The 19,292-nt window shown below is 43.3% G+C and carries 20 protein-coding genes; 7 read left to right on the plus strand and 13 right to left on the minus strand.

Annotation, left to right across the window (positions count from 1 at the left end):
* Positions 1-237 precede the first annotated feature (237 nt).
* From ptsH to crr, 3 genes are all read left to right on the plus strand, one after another.
* Complete coding sequence (gene ptsH / locus LDO51_RS18885) at positions 238-495, plus strand: phosphocarrier protein Hpr (RefSeq protein ID WP_006658608.1); 258 nt, start codon at positions 238-240, stop codon at positions 493-495.
* A gap of 136 nt (positions 496-631) precedes the next feature.
* On the plus strand, positions 632-2,359 hold the full coding sequence (gene ptsI / locus LDO51_RS18890; RefSeq protein ID WP_225575790.1) for a phosphoenolpyruvate-protein phosphotransferase PtsI: 1,728 nt from the start codon (positions 632-634) through the stop codon (positions 2,357-2,359).
* Between the two features lie 48 nt (positions 2,360-2,407).
* On the plus strand, positions 2,408-2,917 hold the full coding sequence (crr, locus tag LDO51_RS18895; protein ID WP_225575791.1) for a PTS glucose transporter subunit IIA: 510 nt from the start codon (positions 2,408-2,410) through the stop codon (positions 2,915-2,917).
* 121 nt (positions 2,918-3,038) lie between these two features.
* Here crr and cysM read toward each other — a convergent pair whose 3' ends face one another.
* The 5 genes from cysM to LDO51_RS18920 form a co-directional block, all read right to left on the minus strand.
* A complete protein-coding gene (cysM, locus tag LDO51_RS18900) occupies positions 3,039-3,923 on the minus strand; it encodes a cysteine synthase CysM (protein WP_225575792.1) in 885 nt (294 codons plus the stop codon).
* Between the two features lie 81 nt (positions 3,924-4,004).
* Positions 4,005-5,093: a sulfate/thiosulfate ABC transporter ATP-binding protein CysA gene (gene cysA / locus LDO51_RS18905; RefSeq protein WP_225575793.1), complete on the minus strand. Its 1,089-nt coding sequence runs from the start codon at positions 5,091-5,093 to the stop codon at positions 4,005-4,007.
* A 2-nt stretch (positions 5,094-5,095) separates the two neighbouring features.
* On the minus strand, positions 5,096-5,956 hold the full coding sequence (gene cysW, locus LDO51_RS18910) for a sulfate/thiosulfate ABC transporter permease CysW (RefSeq protein ID WP_225575794.1): 861 nt from the start codon (positions 5,954-5,956) through the stop codon (positions 5,096-5,098).
* Positions 5,956-6,786: a sulfate/thiosulfate ABC transporter permease CysT gene (gene cysT / locus LDO51_RS18915; RefSeq protein WP_036949525.1), complete on the minus strand. Its 831-nt coding sequence runs from the start codon at positions 6,784-6,786 to the stop codon at positions 5,956-5,958. Before cysT ends, cysW begins: the two co-directional genes overlap by 1 nt.
* Complete coding sequence (locus LDO51_RS18920) at positions 6,786-7,808, minus strand: sulfate ABC transporter substrate-binding protein (protein ID WP_225575795.1); 1,023 nt, start codon at positions 7,806-7,808, stop codon at positions 6,786-6,788. Before LDO51_RS18920 ends, cysT begins: the two co-directional genes overlap by 1 nt.
* A gap of 280 nt (positions 7,809-8,088) precedes the next feature.
* Here LDO51_RS18920 and LDO51_RS18925 point away from each other — a divergent pair, with 280 nt between their 5' ends.
* Complete coding sequence (locus LDO51_RS18925; RefSeq protein WP_132495542.1) at positions 8,089-8,274, plus strand: type II toxin-antitoxin system HicA family toxin; 186 nt, start codon at positions 8,089-8,091, stop codon at positions 8,272-8,274.
* Between the two features lie 54 nt (positions 8,275-8,328).
* Positions 8,329-8,745, plus strand: a complete 417-nt coding sequence (locus tag LDO51_RS18930; RefSeq protein WP_225575796.1) for a type II toxin-antitoxin system HicB family antitoxin — start codon at positions 8,329-8,331, stop codon at positions 8,743-8,745.
* 50 nt (positions 8,746-8,795) lie between these two features.
* On the opposite strand, the gene LDO51_RS18935 is transcribed toward LDO51_RS18930, so the two are convergent.
* The 3 genes from LDO51_RS18935 to LDO51_RS18945 form a co-directional block, all read right to left on the minus strand.
* A complete protein-coding gene (locus tag LDO51_RS18935) occupies positions 8,796-9,692 on the minus strand; it encodes a Dyp-type peroxidase (protein ID WP_225575797.1) in 897 nt (298 codons plus the stop codon).
* Between the two features lie 236 nt (positions 9,693-9,928).
* Entirely contained in the window at positions 9,929-10,513 is a 585-nt protein-coding gene (locus tag LDO51_RS18940; protein ID WP_225575798.1) for an RpoE-regulated lipoprotein, read from the minus strand.
* Between the two features lie 102 nt (positions 10,514-10,615).
* Complete coding sequence (locus tag LDO51_RS18945; protein ID WP_225577314.1) at positions 10,616-11,047, minus strand: GNAT family acetyltransferase; 432 nt, start codon at positions 11,045-11,047, stop codon at positions 10,616-10,618.
* A 136-nt stretch (positions 11,048-11,183) separates the two neighbouring features.
* On the opposite strand from LDO51_RS18945, the gene hemF reads away from it, so the two are divergent.
* Both hemF and LDO51_RS18955 read left to right on the plus strand, forming a co-directional pair.
* Entirely contained in the window at positions 11,184-12,107 is a 924-nt protein-coding gene (hemF, locus tag LDO51_RS18950) for an oxygen-dependent coproporphyrinogen oxidase (RefSeq protein WP_225575799.1), read from the plus strand.
* A gap of 149 nt (positions 12,108-12,256) precedes the next feature.
* Complete coding sequence (locus LDO51_RS18955; protein ID WP_225575800.1) at positions 12,257-13,387, plus strand: M4 family metallopeptidase; 1,131 nt, start codon at positions 12,257-12,259, stop codon at positions 13,385-13,387.
* 173 nt (positions 13,388-13,560) lie between these two features.
* On the opposite strand, the gene rluF is transcribed toward LDO51_RS18955, so the two are convergent.
* The 5 genes from rluF to hisS form a co-directional block, all read right to left on the minus strand.
* On the minus strand, positions 13,561-14,439 hold the full coding sequence (rluF, locus tag LDO51_RS18960) for a 23S rRNA pseudouridine(2604) synthase RluF (RefSeq protein WP_225575801.1): 879 nt from the start codon (positions 14,437-14,439) through the stop codon (positions 13,561-13,563).
* Between the two features lie 127 nt (positions 14,440-14,566).
* Entirely contained in the window at positions 14,567-16,045 is a 1,479-nt protein-coding gene (der, locus tag LDO51_RS18965; protein WP_225575802.1) for a ribosome biogenesis GTPase Der, read from the minus strand.
* Positions 16,046-16,174: 129 nt separating this feature from the next.
* A complete protein-coding gene (bamB, locus tag LDO51_RS18970; protein ID WP_225575803.1) occupies positions 16,175-17,347 on the minus strand; it encodes an outer membrane protein assembly factor BamB in 1,173 nt (390 codons plus the stop codon).
* Between the two features lie 21 nt (positions 17,348-17,368).
* Positions 17,369-17,992 (minus strand): YfgM family protein, encoded by a 624-nt coding sequence (locus LDO51_RS18975; RefSeq protein WP_225575804.1) that lies wholly within the window; start codon positions 17,990-17,992, stop codon positions 17,369-17,371.
* A gap of 10 nt (positions 17,993-18,002) precedes the next feature.
* Positions 18,003-19,280, minus strand: a complete 1,278-nt coding sequence (gene hisS / locus LDO51_RS18980) for a histidine--tRNA ligase (protein ID WP_225575805.1) — start codon at positions 19,278-19,280, stop codon at positions 18,003-18,005.
* Positions 19,281-19,292: the final 12 nt, after the last annotated feature.

Raw genomic sequence — 19,292 nt, forward strand, 5'->3', positions numbered from 1 at the left:
GTAATTATTTCACACCTCGAAATTAATCATTTTTTAGTCACTCATCGATTGAATGGCGAAATACTCACTAAAAGCGTCGTGTGAAATTTAAGCTAAAAAAATGATAATTTGGTTGATACTAAACAAAGTAGAAAACCAAATGAATCGTTGATAATCTAAATTATACGCATGCTCAGCATATTTCATCTACAATAGGCTGTGTCATCATAAAAAACTTAAAATCACTGAGGAAATATTATGTTCCAGCAAGAAGTTACTATTACAGCACCTAACGGTTTACATACTCGTCCTGCGGCTCAATTTGTTAAAGAAGCAAAAGCATTCACTTCAGATATTACGCTGAGTTCAGGCGGCAAATCAGCTAGCGCAAAAAGCCTGTTCAAACTACAAACATTAGGTTTAACCCAAGGCACCGTAGTCACCATTTCTGCTGAAGGTGAAGATGAGCAACAAGCGGTTGAATTTTTAGTTAAACTGATGGGCGAATTAGAATAACTTTTCACTTTGCCATCTTGTTTTAACGTAATAATTCCCTGTCCCTGAATAGATTATTCGGGGACACCTGCTTAATCACTTATATCTACTGTTGTCTCTGCAACATCAAATCTCCTATCAGTAGTAAGGTAATATTATGATTTCAGGAATTTTAGTATCCCCAGGTTTTGCTTTTGGTCAGGCTCTCATCCTCAAAGAAGATCCTATTGTTGTCAGCACCCGTAAAATCACTGACGAACAAATCGATAAAGAGATCCAAAACTTCATTGATGGACGTAATAAATCAGCTGAACAGCTTAGCCTTATCAAAGATAAAGCAGAAAAAAATCTTGGTGCGGAAAAAGCTGAGATTTTTGAAGGTCATATCATGCTGCTGGAAGATGAAGAATTAGAGCAAGAAATTGTCTCTCTCATCAAAGGCGATAAAAAAACTGCAGATGCGGCGGTTTACTCAGTCATTGAAGACCAAGCCCAAGCATTAGAAGCATTAGATGACGAATACCTAAAAGAGCGTGCTGCTGACGTACGCGACATTGGTAAACGCCTACTCAGAAATATTCTTAATATGCCGATTGTGGATTTAAGCGCAATCACCGAAGAAGTTATTTTAGTCGCCCCTGATTTGACCCCATCCGAAACCGCTCAGTTAAACTTAGACAAAGTATTAGGTTTTATCACTGATCTCGGTGGTCGTACTTCCCATACCTCTATCATGGCGCGTTCACTGGAAATTCCTGCGATTGTGGGTACCACCGATGCAACCAGCAAAGTGAAAAATGGCGACTTTATCGTGCTTGATGGCGTCAACAATAAAGTTTATCTAAACCCATCAGAAAGCGAAATTGACAAACTCAAAGCATTCAATACTGAATACTTGAAAGAAAAAGAAGAGCTCGCAAAATTAAAAGATTTACCCGCAATGACCCTCGATGGCCATCAAGTTGAAGTCTGTGCAAACATCGGTACTGTCCGTGATGTCGCGGGTGCTGAGCGTAATGGTGCAGAAGGTGTAGGTTTATACCGCACTGAATTCTTATTTATGGACAGAGACGCTCTGCCAACAGAAGAAGAGCAATTCCAAGCGTATAAAGCTGTGGCCGAAGCCATGGGCAGCCAAGCAGTGATTGTACGTACAATGGATATTGGTGGCGATAAAGACTTACCTTACATGAACTTACCAAAGGAAGAGAACCCATTCCTTGGCTGGCGTGCAATTCGTATTTGTCTTGACCGCAAAGAAATTCTACACTCTCAATTAAGAGCTATTTTAAGGGCATCTAAATTTGGTAAACTGCGTATCATGTTCCCGATGGTTATTTCTGTCGAAGAAGTTCGAGAACTGAAAGCAGAACTTGAGATGCTTAAAGAGCAGCTACGAGAAGAAGGTAAAGCCTTTGATGAAACGATTGAAGTCGGTATTATGGTGGAAACGCCAGCTGCGGCAGTCATTGCACATCATTTGGCGAAGGAAGTTGATTTCTTTAGTATTGGGACGAATGATCTCACTCAATACACTTTAGCGGTTGACCGTGGTAATGAGCTGATTTCACACCTTTATAATCCGATGTCTCCAGCCGTCTTGAACTTGATCAAACAAGTGATTGACGCTTCTCACGCAGAAGGTAAATGGACGGGTATGTGTGGTGAATTAGCAGGTGATGAACGTGCAACCTTATTGCTGTTAGGCATGGGGCTGGACGAATTTAGTATGAGCGCAATCTCAATTCCTCGTATCAAAAAGCTAATTCGTAATGCGAATTTTGCAGATACTCAGGCGCTAGCGGAACAAGCACTTGCTCAACCAACAGCCGATGAATTGATGAAACTTGTCGATACCTTTATCCAAGAAAAAACGTTATGCTAACAGCAGCACATTAGTTCGGTCCCATATAAAACGATTAGGAGAAGGTCCATGGGTCTGTTTGACAAACTGAAATCACTAGTTTCGGAAGACAAGAGTAGCAGTGGCAATATTGAAATTATCGCGCCATTATCAGGCGAGATAGTCAATATTGAAGATGTACCAGACGTTGTGTTCGCAGAAAAAATTGTTGGTGACGGTATTGCTATCAAGCCTTCTGGCAACAAAATTGTGGCTCCGGTTGATGGTACAATCGGTAAAATCTTTGAAACTAACCATGCGTTTTCTATTGAATCTGATGATGGTATCGAACTGTTTGTTCACTTCGGTATTGATACTGTTGAACTCAAAGGCGAAGGCTTTAAACGTATCGCAGAAGAAGGCCAATCTGTGAAAAAAGGCGACGTTGTCATTGAGTTTGACTTAGCCCTGTTAGAAGAAAAAGCAAAATCAGTTCTAACTCCAGTTGTTATTTCAAACATGGACGAGATCAAAGAGCTGAATAAATTAAGCGGTGCCGTGACTGTAGGTGAAACAGTCATTATGCGTATTAAGAAATAATTGCGCTAAACTTTAAGCTAAACCTTAAAAAACCGCTTAATAACAAACCACCAGCGACATTTTTGCCCTGGTGGTTTTTTGTTGGATGCTCTTTTCTAAACGGTTACTTATCAAAAAACGGTTACTTATCAAAAACGCCTGTCGACAAATAACGGTCACCGCGGTCACAAATAATTGCCACAATCACAGCATTAGGGTTCTCTTTTGCCACACGCAACGCCCCTGCTACCGCACCGCCTGAACTCACACCACAGAAAATACCCTCACGTTTTGCTAAGGCTCGCATCGTGTCTTCGGCTTCTTGCTGATTAATATCGAGCACAGTATCCACTAATTTGCTGTCAAAAATCCCCGGTAAATACTCTGGAGACCAACGACGAATACCCGGAATTTGGCTCTTTTCAGCGGGTTGCAAGCCAACAATTTCCACATCTTGTGATTGACGCTTTAAGTAGCGACTCACGCCAGTGATGGTACCTGTCGTCCCCATGCTGGAAACAAAATGGGTAATTCGGCCAGCAGTTTGTTGCCAGATTTCTGGTCCTGTGGTTTTAAAATGGGCTAAAGGATTATCAGGGTTATTAAATTGGTCTAACACTTTCCCTTCGCCTCGGCTTGCCATTTCTTGAGCCAAGTCCCTCGCCCCTTCCATTCCTACTGTCGTGCTAACTAAAATAAGTTCTGCACCATAAGCTTGCATAGACGCTTTACGCTCATGGCTCATGTTGTCTGGCATTAACAGTTTCAGTTTGTAACCTTTCACCGCAGCAATCATCGCTAAAGCGATCCCTGTATTGCCACTGGTTGCTTCAATAAGCGTATCTCCCGGTTTGATCTCCCCGCGTTTTTCCGCTTCGTTGATCATCGAAAATGCTGCTCTATCTTTTACTGAACCGGCAGGGTTATTTCCTTCAAGCTTTACCCAGATTTCCGCACCTAAACCTTCCGTTAGACGTTGCAAGCGAACCAACGGCGTATGACCAATAAACTGTTCCAACGTTGACACTGTGTTTTTCCTTATAATAATTTTTTATTGATTTATAATATAATTAACAATTAATTCTAAAATCAATCATCCCTTATTAATCTACGCGCTTTTAGCGAGAGAGGGGAAAAATAATGGGTCTTTACCCTGATAAATTTGTGTTTGTTGGCTGCCAAGATAGTAATTTTCTCCCCTTGTAGGGACGGTACGCGCATCCTGCCATACCACGGACAAGGTTTCCTCACTCCAACCTAAAGGTTGCACAGTTAATTGCCAAAAGTGCCCTCGAGGGCCTGATTCAATGATCCTTACTGGTAATTGGTGTTGCTCATCCATTTCTTTCTGCAAGCGAATATCCCAAGGGCGAATAAACACATCGACCTCCCCTTGCTGAGTACTAACCTGCGCGAGTGGGAAGGTAAAGTTTGCTATCTGCAACTGTGAACCACGGATCTGACCAGGGATTTTGTTAACCTCCCCCATAAATTCAAGCACAAAACGCGTTTCCGGTGATTGCCAAATTTCATTAGGCGTGCCGACTTGTTCAATATGCCCTTGGCTCATCACGACAATACGATCGGCAACCTCCATCGCTTCCTCTTGGTCGTGAGTCACAAATACACTTGTGAATTTCAACTCTTCATGAAGCTGACGTAACCAACGACGTAACTCAATACGCACCTGCGCGTCTAGCGCGCCAAACGGCTCGTCTAACAGCAAAATTTGCGGCTCTACGGCTAATGCTCTCGCCAATGCTACCCGCTGTTTTTGCCCCCCAGAAAGCTGAGAAGGAAAACGTTCAGCCAAATGGGCTAATTGCACCATCTCAAGCAGCGCCATCGCTTTTTGCTTAATCGCCGTTTTTGATGGTCGCTGTTTTCGGGGTAAGACGGTCAAACCAAACGCCACATTTTCAAAAACTGTCATATGGCGAAACAGCGCATAATGTTGAAACACGAAACCGACACGCCTATCTTTCGCATGGATTTGGCTCACATCTTGACCGTGGAAACGTAACGAACCGTGGCTTTGCTGCTCTAACCCCGCAATGATACGCAACAAGGTGGTTTTCCCAGAGCCTGATGGCCCCAATAATGCCACCATTTCCCCTGAGCCGATATCCAATGAGATATTGTTCAGCACAGACGTTTTACCAAACAATTTACCGACATGATTAATTTCAATACTCATAATTAATGGACTCCTGACTCAGTTTGCTGCCGGCTTAAATGCCATTGCAAAGCACTTTTCACAATCAAGGTAATAATCGCTAATAACGCTAAAATAGCCGCAGCAGTGAACGCGCCTACCGTATTGTAATCTTGATGAAGCAACTCTACTTGCAGGGGTAATGTGTAAGTTTCACCACGAATAGCGCCCGAGACCACAGACACAGCACCAAACTCACCAATGGCACGCGCATTGGTTAATACCACGCCATAAAGTAGCGCCCAACGAATATTAGGTAGAGTGACTCGCCAAAACATTTTCCAACCTGAAGCACCCAATAATGTTGCTGCTTCGTCCTCTTGGCTTCCCTGACTTAGCATCAATGGCACTAGCTCTCTGACGACAAATGGGCATGTCACAAAAATAGTGACCAACGCCATACCCGGCCATGAAAACATCACCTGAATATCAAAGCCTTCTAACCAGCCGCCAAACCAACTATTCGAGCCGTAAAAGAGTAAATAGAGTAGCCCCGCCACCACAGGTGAAACCGCAAAAGGAATATCAACTAAGGTCAATAACAGTTGGCGCCCCGGAAACTGAAAACGCGTCACCAGCCATGCCAGCATCACGCCAAAAACCAAGTTAACAGGCACGGTGATCAACGCGATAAGAATCGTTAACCCGATAGCATGGAGCATGTCTGGGTTACTTAAGTTGACGAGGACTTCACCCAACCCCTTTTCAAATGCGGTGATAAAAATCCAAATAATTGGCACCACCAGCAGCAGTACCGAGAAAAATAGCCCAATTCCAATGAGCGCCCATTTTCCCCAATTGATGTTTCTACGGTGAGTGACTGGAAATGGCGTTACTTGGCCCATTAATGCCCCCCTAAGCGTTTACCAAAGCGGCTTTGGATCACATTCACTGTGAATAAAAGAAGCAATGACACCGCCAGAATCACCGATGCAATCGCACTGGCGGCTGGGTAATCAAACTGCTGCAGTTGACTGAAAATCATTAAGGAGACCACCTCCGTTTGCCACGCAATGTTTCCGGCGATAAAAATAATCGCCCCAAATTCACCAAGGCTGCGTGTAAAAGATAAAACGGTTCCCGCAATCAGTGCAGGTGAAACTTCAGGTAACACAACGCGGCGGAAAGTTTGCCAGCGTGTTGCACCTAGCGTTTGTGCCGCTTCTTCATATTCAGGTCCTAGCTCTTCTAGTACCGGCTGAACCGTTCTGACCACAAAAGGAATACTGGTAAAGGCCATTGCAACGGCGATACCCAACCATGTGTTCACCACTTTTATATCAAACTGATGCAGATACTGCCCATACCAGCCCGATGTAGCAAATAAGGTTGCGAGTGTCAGCCCCGCAACCGCCGTAGGAAGCGCGAAAGGTAAATCCACCAGTCCATCTAAAAACAAACGTCCAGGAAAGCGATAGCGCGTTAATATCCATGCCAGCAACATGCCAAAAACCGCATTAAACAGGCTTGCTACCAGAGCCGCCAATAAGGTCACTTTATAAGCAGCAACCACTTGAGGGTAACTGATCACAGCCCAATACTGCTGCCATGTCATATCGGAAAGCTGCACCACGAGAGCGCTTAAAGGCAATAGCAAAATCAAACAGACGAAAAACAAGCTACTGCCTAAAGTCAGTCCGAAACCGGGTAAAAACCGCTTTCCTGATTTACGCATTAACGACGACCTTGTTCCATAAGTTGATCAAATTCTCCTCCCGTCGAAAAGTGGTCATTCATCACATTGTTCCAATTACCAAATTGTGATTCCACCGTAAACAGCTGAGTCGACGGGAACTTACTCTTATTCGCTTCCATCACCTGCTTGTCATTCACGCGATAATTAAAGCGAGTAATAATATTTTGTGCCTCTGGTGTGTAGAGGTAATTCAAGTAGGCCTTTGCCGTTTTTTCTGTGCCATTTTTTTGCACATTTTTGTCTACCCATGCGACAGGGAATTCCGCCAAAATATCAACTGGAGGCACGATCACTTCGTAGTCTGACTCACCGTATTGGCTACGGATGTTGTTCACTTCAGACTCAAAGCTAATTAAAACATCCCCTAATCCTCGCTCGATAAATGAGGTTGTTGCACCGCGGCCGCCCGTATCAAACACTTCGACATTTTTCAGGAATTGCTGCATTTTTTCGCGCGTTTTTCCGCTATCTTTACCATTTTCTTGGTTAAATGCGCCCCATGCGCCTAGGTAGGTATAGCGACCATTTCCCGACGTTTTGGGATTTGGGAACACCAGTTTCACATCACTGCGTGCGAGGTCATCCCACGTTTTAATGCCTTTCGGATTACCCTTACGAACTAAAAACGCCATCGTCGAATAATAAGGCGAGCTATTATTTGGTAAACGCGCTTGCCAATCCGCAGGGATTAACTGCCCCTTATCATGGAGAATTTGCACATCGGTCACTTGGTTAAACGTCACCACATCCGCTTTTAACCCTTGTAAAATGGCCAGCGCTTGCTTCGATGAACCCGCATGAGACTGCTTGATTGTTAGTGGATCATTGGGGTTTTCCTTCGCCCACTGTTTTTCAAATTCAGGGTTTAACGCCGCAAATAGCTCTCTTGAAATATCATAGGAACTATTCAGTAATTCAGCTGCTGTCAGGGATGCACTACTCAGTAACGAGAACATCGCCAAACTCGCTAAACTTGTATTTTTTAAAATTGATTTTTTCATATGATCCCTACTTGTGACTAAACCCAAACATAATATAAAAAACAATGTATATGTTTTGGTTATAACTTTGTAGTTATCAATCATCTTTTAATATATCAAGTTGGAATAACAAAGAGGTTATAGCAATAAGCCATAAAATTCAGAGGGAATTGAAGAAGTTAATGTAATGAGGAAGGTTCATTTAAGCCTAGAATAAAAACGTTAAGAATAAACATGCATACTTGCCAAACCCAACAAGAGTGTGTACCGTGTGTATATCAGTTAACGAAATGGAGGGATCTTGAAAAGTTCGGAGCTGATAAATATGTTAGAAAATAATGGATGGAAATTAGAGCGAGTTAAAGGGAGTCATCACCAATTTTCTCATCCAGACTTTTCAATTGTTATCACAGTCCCGCATCCTCGAAAGGATTTAAAGATAGGCACACTGAATCAAATCCTTAAAGCGGCTAAACTGAAACATTAATTAAAGACGCGCTCTTTTAACACGCTCCGAGCGCTATCTTTATGGAGACAAAACATGCTATACCCAGCCTTTATTGAAATTGATCATGATGGTAGTGCGAGTGGTTGGTTTCCAGATATTGAAGGTTGTACTTTTGCTGGCAACAATATTGAAGATGCTTACACTGATGCAAAATCGGCACTCGATGCCCACTTTGAACTATTAAGTGAAAAAGGGTTTGAAATTCCTGAACCAAAATCTCAGCAAGAGCATCTAAGTTGTGCAAAAGATGAATATCAAAATGGTCTTTGGTTATTCGTTGATATCGATATGGATAAATATGATGGTCGTGCAGAAAGAATTAATATTACGCTACCTCATCGCTTACTGCATCGTATTGATACGCTAGTTAAAGCCAACCCCGAGTATGGAAGCCGTAGTGGATTCATTGCTGCCGCAGCGCGTAAAGAACTCCAAAAAACCGATCAGTAAACACTTTCAAGCTGTCGCAGATAGCGACAGCTTGAATTATCGCGATAAGATTATAGGGATAATAATCTTTCAATTGATGGCGCGTAGTAATAACTGCCAGAAACGGCTTTCGTCATACGCAGCAGATCATCATATTTACCATCAGTTTCACCAAACATGCTCAGTAATTGCTGTTCAATATTATGGATGGTTGCGCAGTAGGCAATAAAGAATAAACCGTGTTTACCACTTGCCGTGCCGTATGGCAGGCTATGGCGCATAACAGAGAGCTCTTCACCCTCTTCTTCAATCACCACGCGAGAAACGTGAGATGTTTTATTACGTGCATCTTCGTCTAATTCAACGCTATCGTGTTTAGTACGACCAATCATTTTCTCTTGTTCATGCTCAGAGAAACGAGACCATTTTTTCAGATCATGCTCATAGCGCTGCACCATAACATAGCTACCACCAATGTCATCGCCTTGATTAATCAACGTCACTTCAGCAATTTCTTCGCCTTGAGGGTTTTCTGTACCATCAATGAAACCGCTTAAATCTCTATCTTCAACCCAACGGAAACCATGAATTTCTTCAACCACTTCAATGGATGAACCAAATGCTTTTAGCGCGGCTTGTGCCAGAGAAAAGTTAATGTCATGGCGTAATGATTGAATATGAATAAACATATCGCGCTGAGTCGCAGGCGCTAGCCCTTTGCCGAGCGTACGAAATGGCTTTAATTCTGGTGAAACGCAGGCGTGTCCTAGCTGCTTCCAAACATCTGAACCAAATGCAATCACGGCACCAAGACGATCATCAGGGAATTTTGCTTGTAGTTTGGTTAATTCATCAACAAAAATCTTGCACCCTGATTTCACCTCTTCGAGCGAGCCGATCACCATGGCTTCAATAAAAATACCAAAACGACTATGTTCCTTCAAAATACCACTTTGGGAATGAGACATGCATAAACCCCTTAGAATGAATAAATTACACAAACCTATACTTTAAATTAGTTTATCGCATTAATAATGATTTTCACCTTGTTTTAACGCAAGAGTTGGTCAGTCTAGAAGATATCAGAAGGGTCTGACGCGAGAAGAGGATAAATGCTAATATTATCAGTAAATTAGAGCCGTAAGTTATTACCTATTAAATCGAATAACTTACGGTCTTTTGTTCAAAATCTTTGCTAAGTAACTTATTTATGCCAAATAATTTGCGACACCTTCCATGTTTTTAACACTTCATCCGCTGGCATTAAATTCTCGGGTCCTTGCCATTTTCCGCTAAATTTATAAACCACTTTGCTGCTTTGCGGTGCAACACACAGTACCGTCGGTACATTATCAACCGCTTCCCCTAAGGAGCATGAGCCGTAGGCCTTCTGGTAAATGTCGCTAAACTCAGTACCAATTTGGGTATCCCATTCAGTGAGCATATCAGGATCATTCACGACAATACGAGATACGGTGCCTTTTTCAGGGCCAAAGACTTCGACTTCAACGTCTAAATCTTTCATGGCTTGAAACACAGAAACCATTTCACCATTTTCAAGCTGCATACCACCACGAACTGCATAGCGGTCATCAAGTTGATTATTAATCACATCACGATCCATTGGGGTCAAACTTGTGATTGCTCCCACGCCCGCTTCTGAAATCATCAGAGGGCTATGAAACCATGTGGATGGTGACAATAGGCTTTTACCAGCACAGCCCGATAGCATCACAGCACCACCGAGTAGAGAAACTTTAAATAGGGTTACGAATGCGTTTTGGGACATATCATCCTCTTTAGCGGGTCATATAATGCATACTGAGACCGTCCATTTCATAAAAGATTCACGCTATTTAGCCAAACCTTCAAGAAAATAATCACCGGCAGTTTAGAAATCCACTTCGTGAGTCAATCTTTTCGAATAGATCAAACGCTCAGCTTGCTCTTCTTCATATAACATTTTTTCAAACATACAGATTGCCGAATCAGACTCTTCGCTGACCAAAAATTCGATTCTACCACAGCCACGGGCAATCAATTTTTTCTCTAAACGACTCACTAACGCATTAGCAATACCGCGCCCGCGAAATTCAGGATGAACGGCTAAATACACGGCGGTGCCACGAATTCCATCATAGCCCCCCATAATAGTTCCGACCACTTCACCCGAGACCTCGGCTACAAGGAAAAGATCGGCGCCGCATTGTAGTTTACGCTCAATATCTAATTCAGGATCACCTGAAATTTCATTCAATTGACAGCGTTCCCACAATGTAAGCACCTCTTCATAATCATTTTGGCGAAATATGCGTATTTCCATCATCTTGTCCGTTTGAGCTAAACTGTCTGCCATTATCACTGCTTTTGATACACAATCAATAATCAATATGCCTTTTTTACCTCAACGGGGTATACTTTACCCAATTTATTTCTCCCGATGGTTTTATTAAAAAACAATGAATTACCCAGATATTGATCGCGTAAAAGCGTATTTGCAAAACTTGCAAGATACCATTTGCCAAAAAATCACAGAATTAGATGGCAAAGAAACCTTCCTTGAACAAACTTGGGAACGTACTGAAGGTGGTGGTGGACGCAGCCGAGTCTTAACCCAAGGCGCACTTTTTGAACAAGCTGGTGTGAATTTCTCACATATCAAAGGTGAAAAAATGCCCGCATCAGCCACAGCACATCGTCCTGAATTAGCAGGACGCAGCTACCAAGCCATGGGTGTTTCATTAGTTATCCACCCTCTCAACCCCTATATACCGACTACACATGCCAATGTACGCTTTTTCATTGCTGAAAAAGAAGGTGCAGACCCCGTATGGTGGTTTGGTGGTGGTTTCGACTTAACACCCTATTATGGATTTGAAGAGGATGCTGTCCATTGGCATACCGTCGCCAATGAACTCTGCACCCCTTATGGAACCGATATTTACCCTAAATTCAAACAGTGGTGCGATGACTATTTCTTCTTAAAACATCGCAATGAGCCTCGTGGCATCGGCGGATTATTCTACGATGACCTCAACCAATGGGACTTTGATTCTTGCTTTGCATTCACTCAGGATGTCGGCAATGGCTTTTTACAAGCCTATGTACCGATTGTTGAAAAGCGCCGAGAGCTCCCATGGGGTGAGCGTGAACGCCAATTCCAGCTTTATCGTCGTGGGCGCTATGTGGAATTTAACCTTGTCTGGGACAGGGGCACACTATTTGGCTTACAAAGTGGCGGGCGTACAGAGTCCATTTTGATGTCTATGCCGCCATTAGTGCGTTGGGAATATGATTATCACCCAGAAGCCGGGAGTCCAGAAGCTAAGCTGTATACCGACTTTTTGATCACCGGTAAAGATTGGCTCACTCACAATAAATAATACAAACTTTTGTAATTAATCAGATTTTTATCTGCTAATTTTCCTAATAAAAATTAGCAGATACTGATTTAATTGCTTAGTTATCATATAGTTACAATAAAATCACAACCGTTTATGATTCCATTTCGTCAAACAAAATGGAGTTATAAATGAATCAAATACTTGGTCGTTCACTATTATCACCTAGCTTAATCTCTCACTTCTATCAAGAAAGCCAATGCAATGATTTAAAATCGACCTTATTTCATATCAATGACATTATGAGCCGGACTTACACAGAAGAAGATGCGAGCTATCAACGTCAATTATTGGCTAATGCTTGTAACATCACTGGTGGCACCTACAACCGAGTGATCCGTGATGCCCAGCAACGCGTAGAAAATTACACTCATAACCACTCTAGCCTACCTATTTGTCGCCGCGAAGAAATGCCAGCTGATGAGCATATGGCACATAACGATTTTGCCGTTATTATGCGAGAAGAGGATAAAGTAGCACCGACGGTACCAGCACACCGCGTGTTCGATGCTATTGGGCTGATCCGCTCATTCCTTAAGGAGAAACTCAATATTGATCAGATGTTTGGTTGTGATGCTGATATCAATGCGGTTATCCACTATGACAAAAACTACTCCAATGCATTTTGGAATTCTCAAGCTATTTTCTTTGGGGATGGTGATGGAACTGTTTTTGGCCCGTTCTACAACGATATTGACATAATCGCTCATGAACTTGCTCATGGATACATTAGCTCACAAGCTGATTTTAACTATGTCAATCAATCCGGTGCGTTAAATGAATCGGTCGCTGACGTTTTAGGGATGATGACAAAGCAATATGTTCAAAAACAAACTGTGCAACAGTCCAACTGGTTACTGGGAGAAAACTTATTTATTGATAAGAAAAAGGGGCCTGCATTACGCTCAATGAAAGAGCCGGGCACCGCTTACTATTTCACTAAATCAAACAATGATCCACAAGTGGGACATATGCAGCAATATCGCGATTTACCTCGCTATGTGGATAATGGCGGTGTGCATATTAACTCAGGAATTCCAAACAAAGCCTTCTATTTACTGGCAACAAGATTGGGCGGTTATTCTTGGGAAGTGGCAGGGAAAATCTGGGTCGCCGCAGTGTCGGATCCAAACGTATCAAATACGGCAACCTTTATTGAATTTGCTCAGGCAACAATTCGTTCAGCGAAAAACCTGTTTGGTGATCAAATTGAATTGGCAACTCGCCAAAGCTGGCTAGATGTTGGGTTACGTGTTCAATAAAAATGAAGTGTAATAAGTGAGTTACATACCATTGTCGGCCCATAAAGAGGCTGACTTTTATCTAAAACTTTGATCTAAAATCATAATAAAAAAGGCCAAGTACAAACGAGTTTCAGGTAACTCATCCTCAGCCTTTTCTCACTTCACTATCTTTTATTTTGTCATTTGCCCAATTAACGTTTTTTCTTTTTACGTCCTGGCTGGGTAAATTTCTTTTTCGGTGGTTCCGCATTTGCTTTCGGCTTTTGACTACCTGTGCCTTGTTTTCCTGCGGCCTTCCCACTGCCACTACGTACTTGAGGTTTTGCCGCTTTTTTAGGCTTAACATCTGACTCTGATTTTTCAATCAAATTAAACAGCTCGATAAGCTCATCATCAGTTAAATCACGCCACTCACCTACAGGAATACCTGTAAGCCTTACATTCATAATCCGCACTCGTTCTAACTTCGTGACTTCGTAACCAAAATGTTCGGTCATACGGCGAATTTGGCGGTTTAAACCTTGAACCAGCGTAATACGGAAAACAAACGGCGCCTCTTTTTTGACTTTACATTTCTTAGTCATGGTACCGAGAATTGGCACACCAGCACCCATACCACGAATAAATTCATCGGTCACCGGCTTGTTTACAGTAACGATGTACTCTTTCTCGTGGTCATTACCCGCACGTAAGATTTTATTCACTAAATCGCCGTGGTTCGTCAGGAAGATCAAACCTTGAGAGTCTTTATCTAAGCGGCCAATTGGGAAAATGCGGGTACTGTGATTCACATAGTCCACAATATTATCTTTTTCGCCACTTTCAGTGGTGCTGACAATCCCAACAGGCTTATTCAACGCGATCAAGACTAAATCTTCTTCGTTGCGTGGTTCAATTAACTGCCCATTGACCTTGACCACGTCTCCCGCAGAAACTTGATCGCCAATACCTGCACGTTTACCGTTAATGAACACATTACCTTGCTCGATATAACGATCAGCCTCACGTCTAGAGCAGATACCGCTCTCGCTAATGTATTTATTCAGGCGTGTGGTTGAATTGATTTCCATGGTTTTCCTCAGTCATTAAAACAACTTAAATTTTAGGGCTGTGGCGAGCTAATAAATAATAGTAAAAAGCCGTAACAACATAATCGGGTTACGGCTTTAGTCTGTTTATCGCGCTAACAGTTGGCGATTAGCGTTTTTTCAAGTGCTGCATCAGACGCTTACGTTTACGTAACTGGGTTGGCGTCAATTTATTTTTCTTATCTGCATATGGGTTTTCACCCTCTTTAAACAGAATACGAATTGGCGTTCCCATCACATTTAATGAACGACGGAAATAGTTCATTAAATAACGTTTATAGCTATCTGGTAAATCAGAAACTTGGTTACCGTGGATCACAACGATTGGTGGGTTATGACCCCCCGCATGCGCATACTTCATCTTCACGCGGCGACCACGGATCAATGGTGGTTGGTGTTCATCTTCTGCCATTTTCATAATACGCGTTAATAGCGCAGTACCAACACGACGAGTCGCTGACTCATACGCTTCTTGTACAGATTCAAACAAGTTACCCACGCCGCTACCATGTAGCGCAGAGATAAAGTGAATACGGGCGAAATCCACAAAACCAAGACGCAGTTCCAGCATATCTTTTACATGCTCGCGATCTTCAGGCTTCATGCCATCCCATTTATTCACTGCAATCACTAATGAACGACCTGCGTTCAAAATGAATCCTAGTAACGATAAATCTTGATCAGAGATACCTTCACGGGCATCGATAACCAGCAAGACAACGTTAGCATCTTCAATTGCTTGCAGCGTTTTAATAACTGAGAATTTCTCTACAGTTTCAGTTACCTTACCGCGCTTACGCACCCCAGCGGTATCGATGAGAATATATTCACGCTCATCACGCTCCATTGGGATATAAATACTGTCACGAGTGGTTCCCGGCATATCAAACACGACCACACGGTCTTCACCGAGAATACGGTTAGTCAGGGTAGATTTGCCCACATTTGGACGCCCTACGATAGCCAGTTTTATTGGCAATGTGCTCGGGTCGAAATCATCTTCTTCGTCTTCGGAGAATTCGCCTTCTGCTTCCAGCTCTGCCCAATAAGCAGCATTCGCTTCTTCGTCAGTAAGTTCGACTTCTTCGTCTTCAACCTCGATAAAAGGCTTTAAAGAGTGCTCAATTAACTGAGTAACACCACGACCATGAGAGGCGGCAATAGGGTAAATTTCCCCAAGACCCAGTGAATAGAAATCACCAACAACAATATTGGCATCAATACCATCAGTTTTGTTGGCAACTAAATACGTTTTTTTCTTGCGGCTGCGTAAGTGCTTAGCGATGCCTTCATCTGCTGGCATCAAGCCTGCTCTTGCATCTACCATGAAGAGAACAACGTCAGCCTCTTCAATCGCTTGAAGCGACTGAGCCGCCATATGGGTTTCTACGCCCTCTTCTGTACCATCGATACCACCAGTGTCGATAATAATAAATTCGTGCCCTTCAACTTCTGCACGACCATATTTACGATCACGGGTCAGACCGGGAAAGTCCGCTACAAGTGCGTCACGGGTACGGGTTAATCGGTTAAATAACGTGGATTTTCCTACGTTTGGACGCCCAACCAGCGCTACGACGGGTATCATTCTTCAGTGCCTCACAACTTTAATTAACTAATAGAATTCTGAGGCTAAACTCAGAAAACAAAAAAACGAAACGGCCCCTGTATTCAGGAACCGCTTATTTTATCGATAAATTGTCTGCTTGTCAGAAAATTAACGTGTTAACAGGTAAACTGTTCCGTTTCTTGTCTGAACCATCAGTTTATCACTCGCAATCACAGGGCGACTGTGGATCCCTGAACTATTCAGTTTATTTTGAGCCACAAAACCTCCGGTGCTGGTATCTAACCAGTGCAGATAACCTTCTTTGTCACCCACAACAATATAGCCGTTATAAACTTCTGGCGCAGATAATCCACGGTTCAGTAATTGATCTTGAGTCCATAATGTCACGCCGTCGCTCTTACGAACAGCCAGCACGCGGTCGGTTTGGTCAACTAAATACAGGGTATCACCCGATAACACCATATCATTGATGGAGCCTAAATCACGCTTCCATAACATTTGACCAGAACGCATGTCCAGAGCTGCCAATGTGCCGTTATAGGCAATTGCGTACACTTTGCCATCATCAATCACAGGCGTCATATCCACATCGTTCAGACGACCAATTTCTGTTGAACTGGTGACTAAAGAGATACGTTGTTGCCAAATCAATTGACCTTGAGACAGCAGGACTGCACTCACTCGACCGTTATCACCGCCGACGATAGCCGCACCGAATGCAACCGCAGGCGCAGATTCACCACGTAATGACAGTGATGGCGTATCCATATTCACTGTCCACTTAATCGCGCCTGTCGCTGTATCCAGCGCTTGCAATTGACCATTGCTAGTGTGGATAATCACCATATCGCCACTCACGACAGGCTTGGACAAGGCTTCGCCTGCCACTTCCACATCCCACAACACTTCACCATTTTCTTTATTTAGCGCAATAACTGTACCACGCTCAGTACCGATGAAAATTTTGTCATCAGAAATGGTCAAGCCACCAGACAGTAACGCAGATAAATTGGCAGAAAGAAAACCAGTACGTTTTGATAAATCGACAGACCACAGTTCTTTACCGCTATCAAGTTCTAGCGCTTTAACTAAGCCTTTACGATCTGCAGCGTAAATTGCAGAACCATCCCACACAGGAGAAAGTTCAGAATAGAACTGCTCAACACCATTACCGACGGATTTATCCCAAACAATAGAAGGTGTAAATTGATTCTCAACCTGTGGTAATGGCGCCATCACAATAGAATCAGTTTCGCTGGAACAACCGGCAAGTAAAGCTGAAGCAACCAGGCCTACCAAAAGAGTTTTGCGCAACTGCATAGTGTGTCGTTTCCTTTCTTCTTATGAATTAGATACGTTGTTCAATTTCAGAGTCAAAATACCTCTGAGTGATTGAGAACCTTCACTTTCTAACCCCTGAGTGTATGCCGCTTTAGCGCCGGATTTATCACCCTTATGGAGTAAAGCATCCCCACGAACATCCTGTGCCGTAGCTTGCCATGACTTACCTTGGATCTTAGCAACAGAGGCGATAGCCGCATCCGCATTACCGAGTGCAAGTTGGATACGCGCTAAACGCAGGTTAATCACATCTTGCAAATCAACGGTTTTTGCTTTAGCTAATGCATCAGTCAGTGCTTTCTCAGCACCTGCTAAATCGCCTTTATCAGCAAAAACTTGCGCCAGTTCCAGTCCAGTCATTGAACTGTAAACGTCGTTAGTTTCTGCTGCAAATTTTTGTGCAGCTTGAATACCTTCCGCTGAACCTGAACGTAACTGAGTATTGACGGCTTCGTATTTTGCTGCACTTTCTTGCAACACATTCGACTGGTGTGATTGCCAATAGTTCCAACCAAACACACCACCGACACCAATAACCAGTCCAACCACTAAAGCAACGCCGTTGTTAGCGAAAAAACGTTTGATCGCCTCAACTTGATCTTGTTCGTTTGTATAGACTTCCACTTGTCTCTCCTTAACCTAACAGCGCTGCGATACGCGATGCCATTAGTTGCTGTGAAATAGTTTCTTGCTCACCAGTACGTAAATCTTTCAACGTCACTTGGCTATTATTGATTTCGTCTTCGCCTAAGATCAGAGCAATTTTTGCCCCTTGCTTATCAGCACGCGCTAGCTGCTTCTTAAAGTTACCGCCGCCGTGGTTGGTCATTAGGCGCAGGGTAGGTAACTCGTCACGCACTTTTTCAGCCACTAAAAGCGCTGATTGTTGGCTATTTTCACCAAACGATGCCAAATAAACATCAGCGACCGAAGTGTCTGCAGTAAACTCTGGATTCACTTCTTGAACCAGCAGAACCATACGCTCCATACCCATTGCAAATCCAACGGCTGGTGTTGCACGACCGCCCAGTTGTTCAACCAGACCATCATAACGCCCCCCCGCACAGACCGTACCTTGGGAACCTAACGCAGTTGTCACCCACTCAAATACTGTGCGGTTGTAATAGTCTAAACCGCGCACTAAGCGTTGGTTAACACGGTATTTAATGCCCGCGTTATCTAATAATTTGCACAGACCCTCGAAGTGTTCGCGAGATTCCGCGTCCAGATAGTCAAACAGTGCTGGTGCATCATTTAATAATGTTTGAACATCTTGGTTTTTAGAATCCAAAACACGCAGAGGATTGCTGTACATACGACGCTTGCAGTCTTCATCCAGTTTATCTTTGTGCTGTTCAAGGAAAGCGACTAACGCATCACGGTAGTTTGCGCGAGCTTCTAATGAACCGATGGAGTTCAGCTCCAGAGTGACATGCTCGCTGATCCCAAGCGCACGCCACCAGCGCGCTGTCATTAAGATCACTTCTGCATCAATATCGGGGCCAGCCAGACCAAATACCTCAGCACCTAGCTGATGGAATTGGCGGTAACGTCCTTTCTGTGGACGCTCATAGCGGAACATTGGCCCTAAATACCATAAGCGCTGTTCCTGATTGTACAGCAAACCATGCTCAATACCGGCGCGTACGCAACCTGCGGTATTTTCTGGACGCAGTGTGAGGCTCTCTTCATTACGGTCGTTGAAGGTATACATCTCTTTTTCAACAACGTCAGTCACTTCACCAATCGCCCGTTTAAATAACGGGGTCTGCTCTACAATCGGGGTACGAATTTCGCTAAAACCATAACCCTGTAAAATATTTTTCAATGTTGCTTCGATTTTTTGCCACACTCGAGTATCTGCTGGCAAGTAGTCATTCATGCCTCGGATGGCTTGGATATTTTTTCCCACTTTATTTCTCTA

This window comes from Providencia alcalifaciens (assembly GCF_020271745.1).
Classification (GTDB): domain Bacteria; phylum Pseudomonadota; class Gammaproteobacteria; order Enterobacterales; family Enterobacteriaceae; genus Providencia; species Providencia alcalifaciens_B.

Coding starts and splice junctions, on each gene's coding strand:
- ptsH (WP_006658608.1), top strand. CDS start 238: ATGTTCCAGCAAGAAGTTACTATTACAGCACCTAACGGTTTACATACT.
- ptsI (WP_225575790.1), top strand. CDS start 632: ATGATTTCAGGAATTTTAGTATCCCCAGGTTTTGCTTTTGGTCAGGCT.
- crr (WP_225575791.1), top strand. CDS start 2,408: ATGGGTCTGTTTGACAAACTGAAATCACTAGTTTCGGAAGACAAGAGT.
- cysA (WP_225575793.1), bottom strand. CDS start 5,093: ATGAGTATTGAAATTAATCATGTCGGTAAATTGTTTGGTAAAACGTCT.
- cysW (WP_225575794.1), bottom strand. CDS start 5,956: ATGGGCCAAGTAACGCCATTTCCAGTCACTCACCGTAGAAACATCAAT.
- cysT (WP_036949525.1), bottom strand. CDS start 6,786: ATGCGTAAATCAGGAAAGCGGTTTTTACCCGGTTTCGGACTGACTTTA.
- LDO51_RS18920 (WP_225575795.1), bottom strand. CDS start 7,808: ATGAAAAAATCAATTTTAAAAAATACAAGTTTAGCGAGTTTGGCGATG.
- LDO51_RS18930 (WP_225575796.1), top strand. CDS start 8,329: ATGCTATACCCAGCCTTTATTGAAATTGATCATGATGGTAGTGCGAGT.
- LDO51_RS18935 (WP_225575797.1), bottom strand. CDS start 9,692: ATGTCTCATTCCCAAAGTGGTATTTTGAAGGAACATAGTCGTTTTGGT.
- LDO51_RS18940 (WP_225575798.1), bottom strand. CDS start 10,513: ATGTCCCAAAACGCATTCGTAACCCTATTTAAAGTTTCTCTACTCGGT.
- LDO51_RS18945 (WP_225577314.1), bottom strand. CDS start 11,047: ATGGAAATACGCATATTTCGCCAAAATGATTATGAAGAGGTGCTTACA.
- hemF (WP_225575799.1), top strand. CDS start 11,184: ATGAATTACCCAGATATTGATCGCGTAAAAGCGTATTTGCAAAACTTG.
- LDO51_RS18955 (WP_225575800.1), top strand. CDS start 12,257: ATGAATCAAATACTTGGTCGTTCACTATTATCACCTAGCTTAATCTCT.
- rluF (WP_225575801.1), bottom strand. CDS start 14,439: ATGGAAATCAATTCAACCACACGCCTGAATAAATACATTAGCGAGAGC.
- der (WP_225575802.1), bottom strand. CDS start 16,045: ATGATACCCGTCGTAGCGCTGGTTGGGCGTCCAAACGTAGGAAAATCC.
- bamB (WP_225575803.1), bottom strand. CDS start 17,347: ATGCAGTTGCGCAAAACTCTTTTGGTAGGCCTGGTTGCTTCAGCTTTA.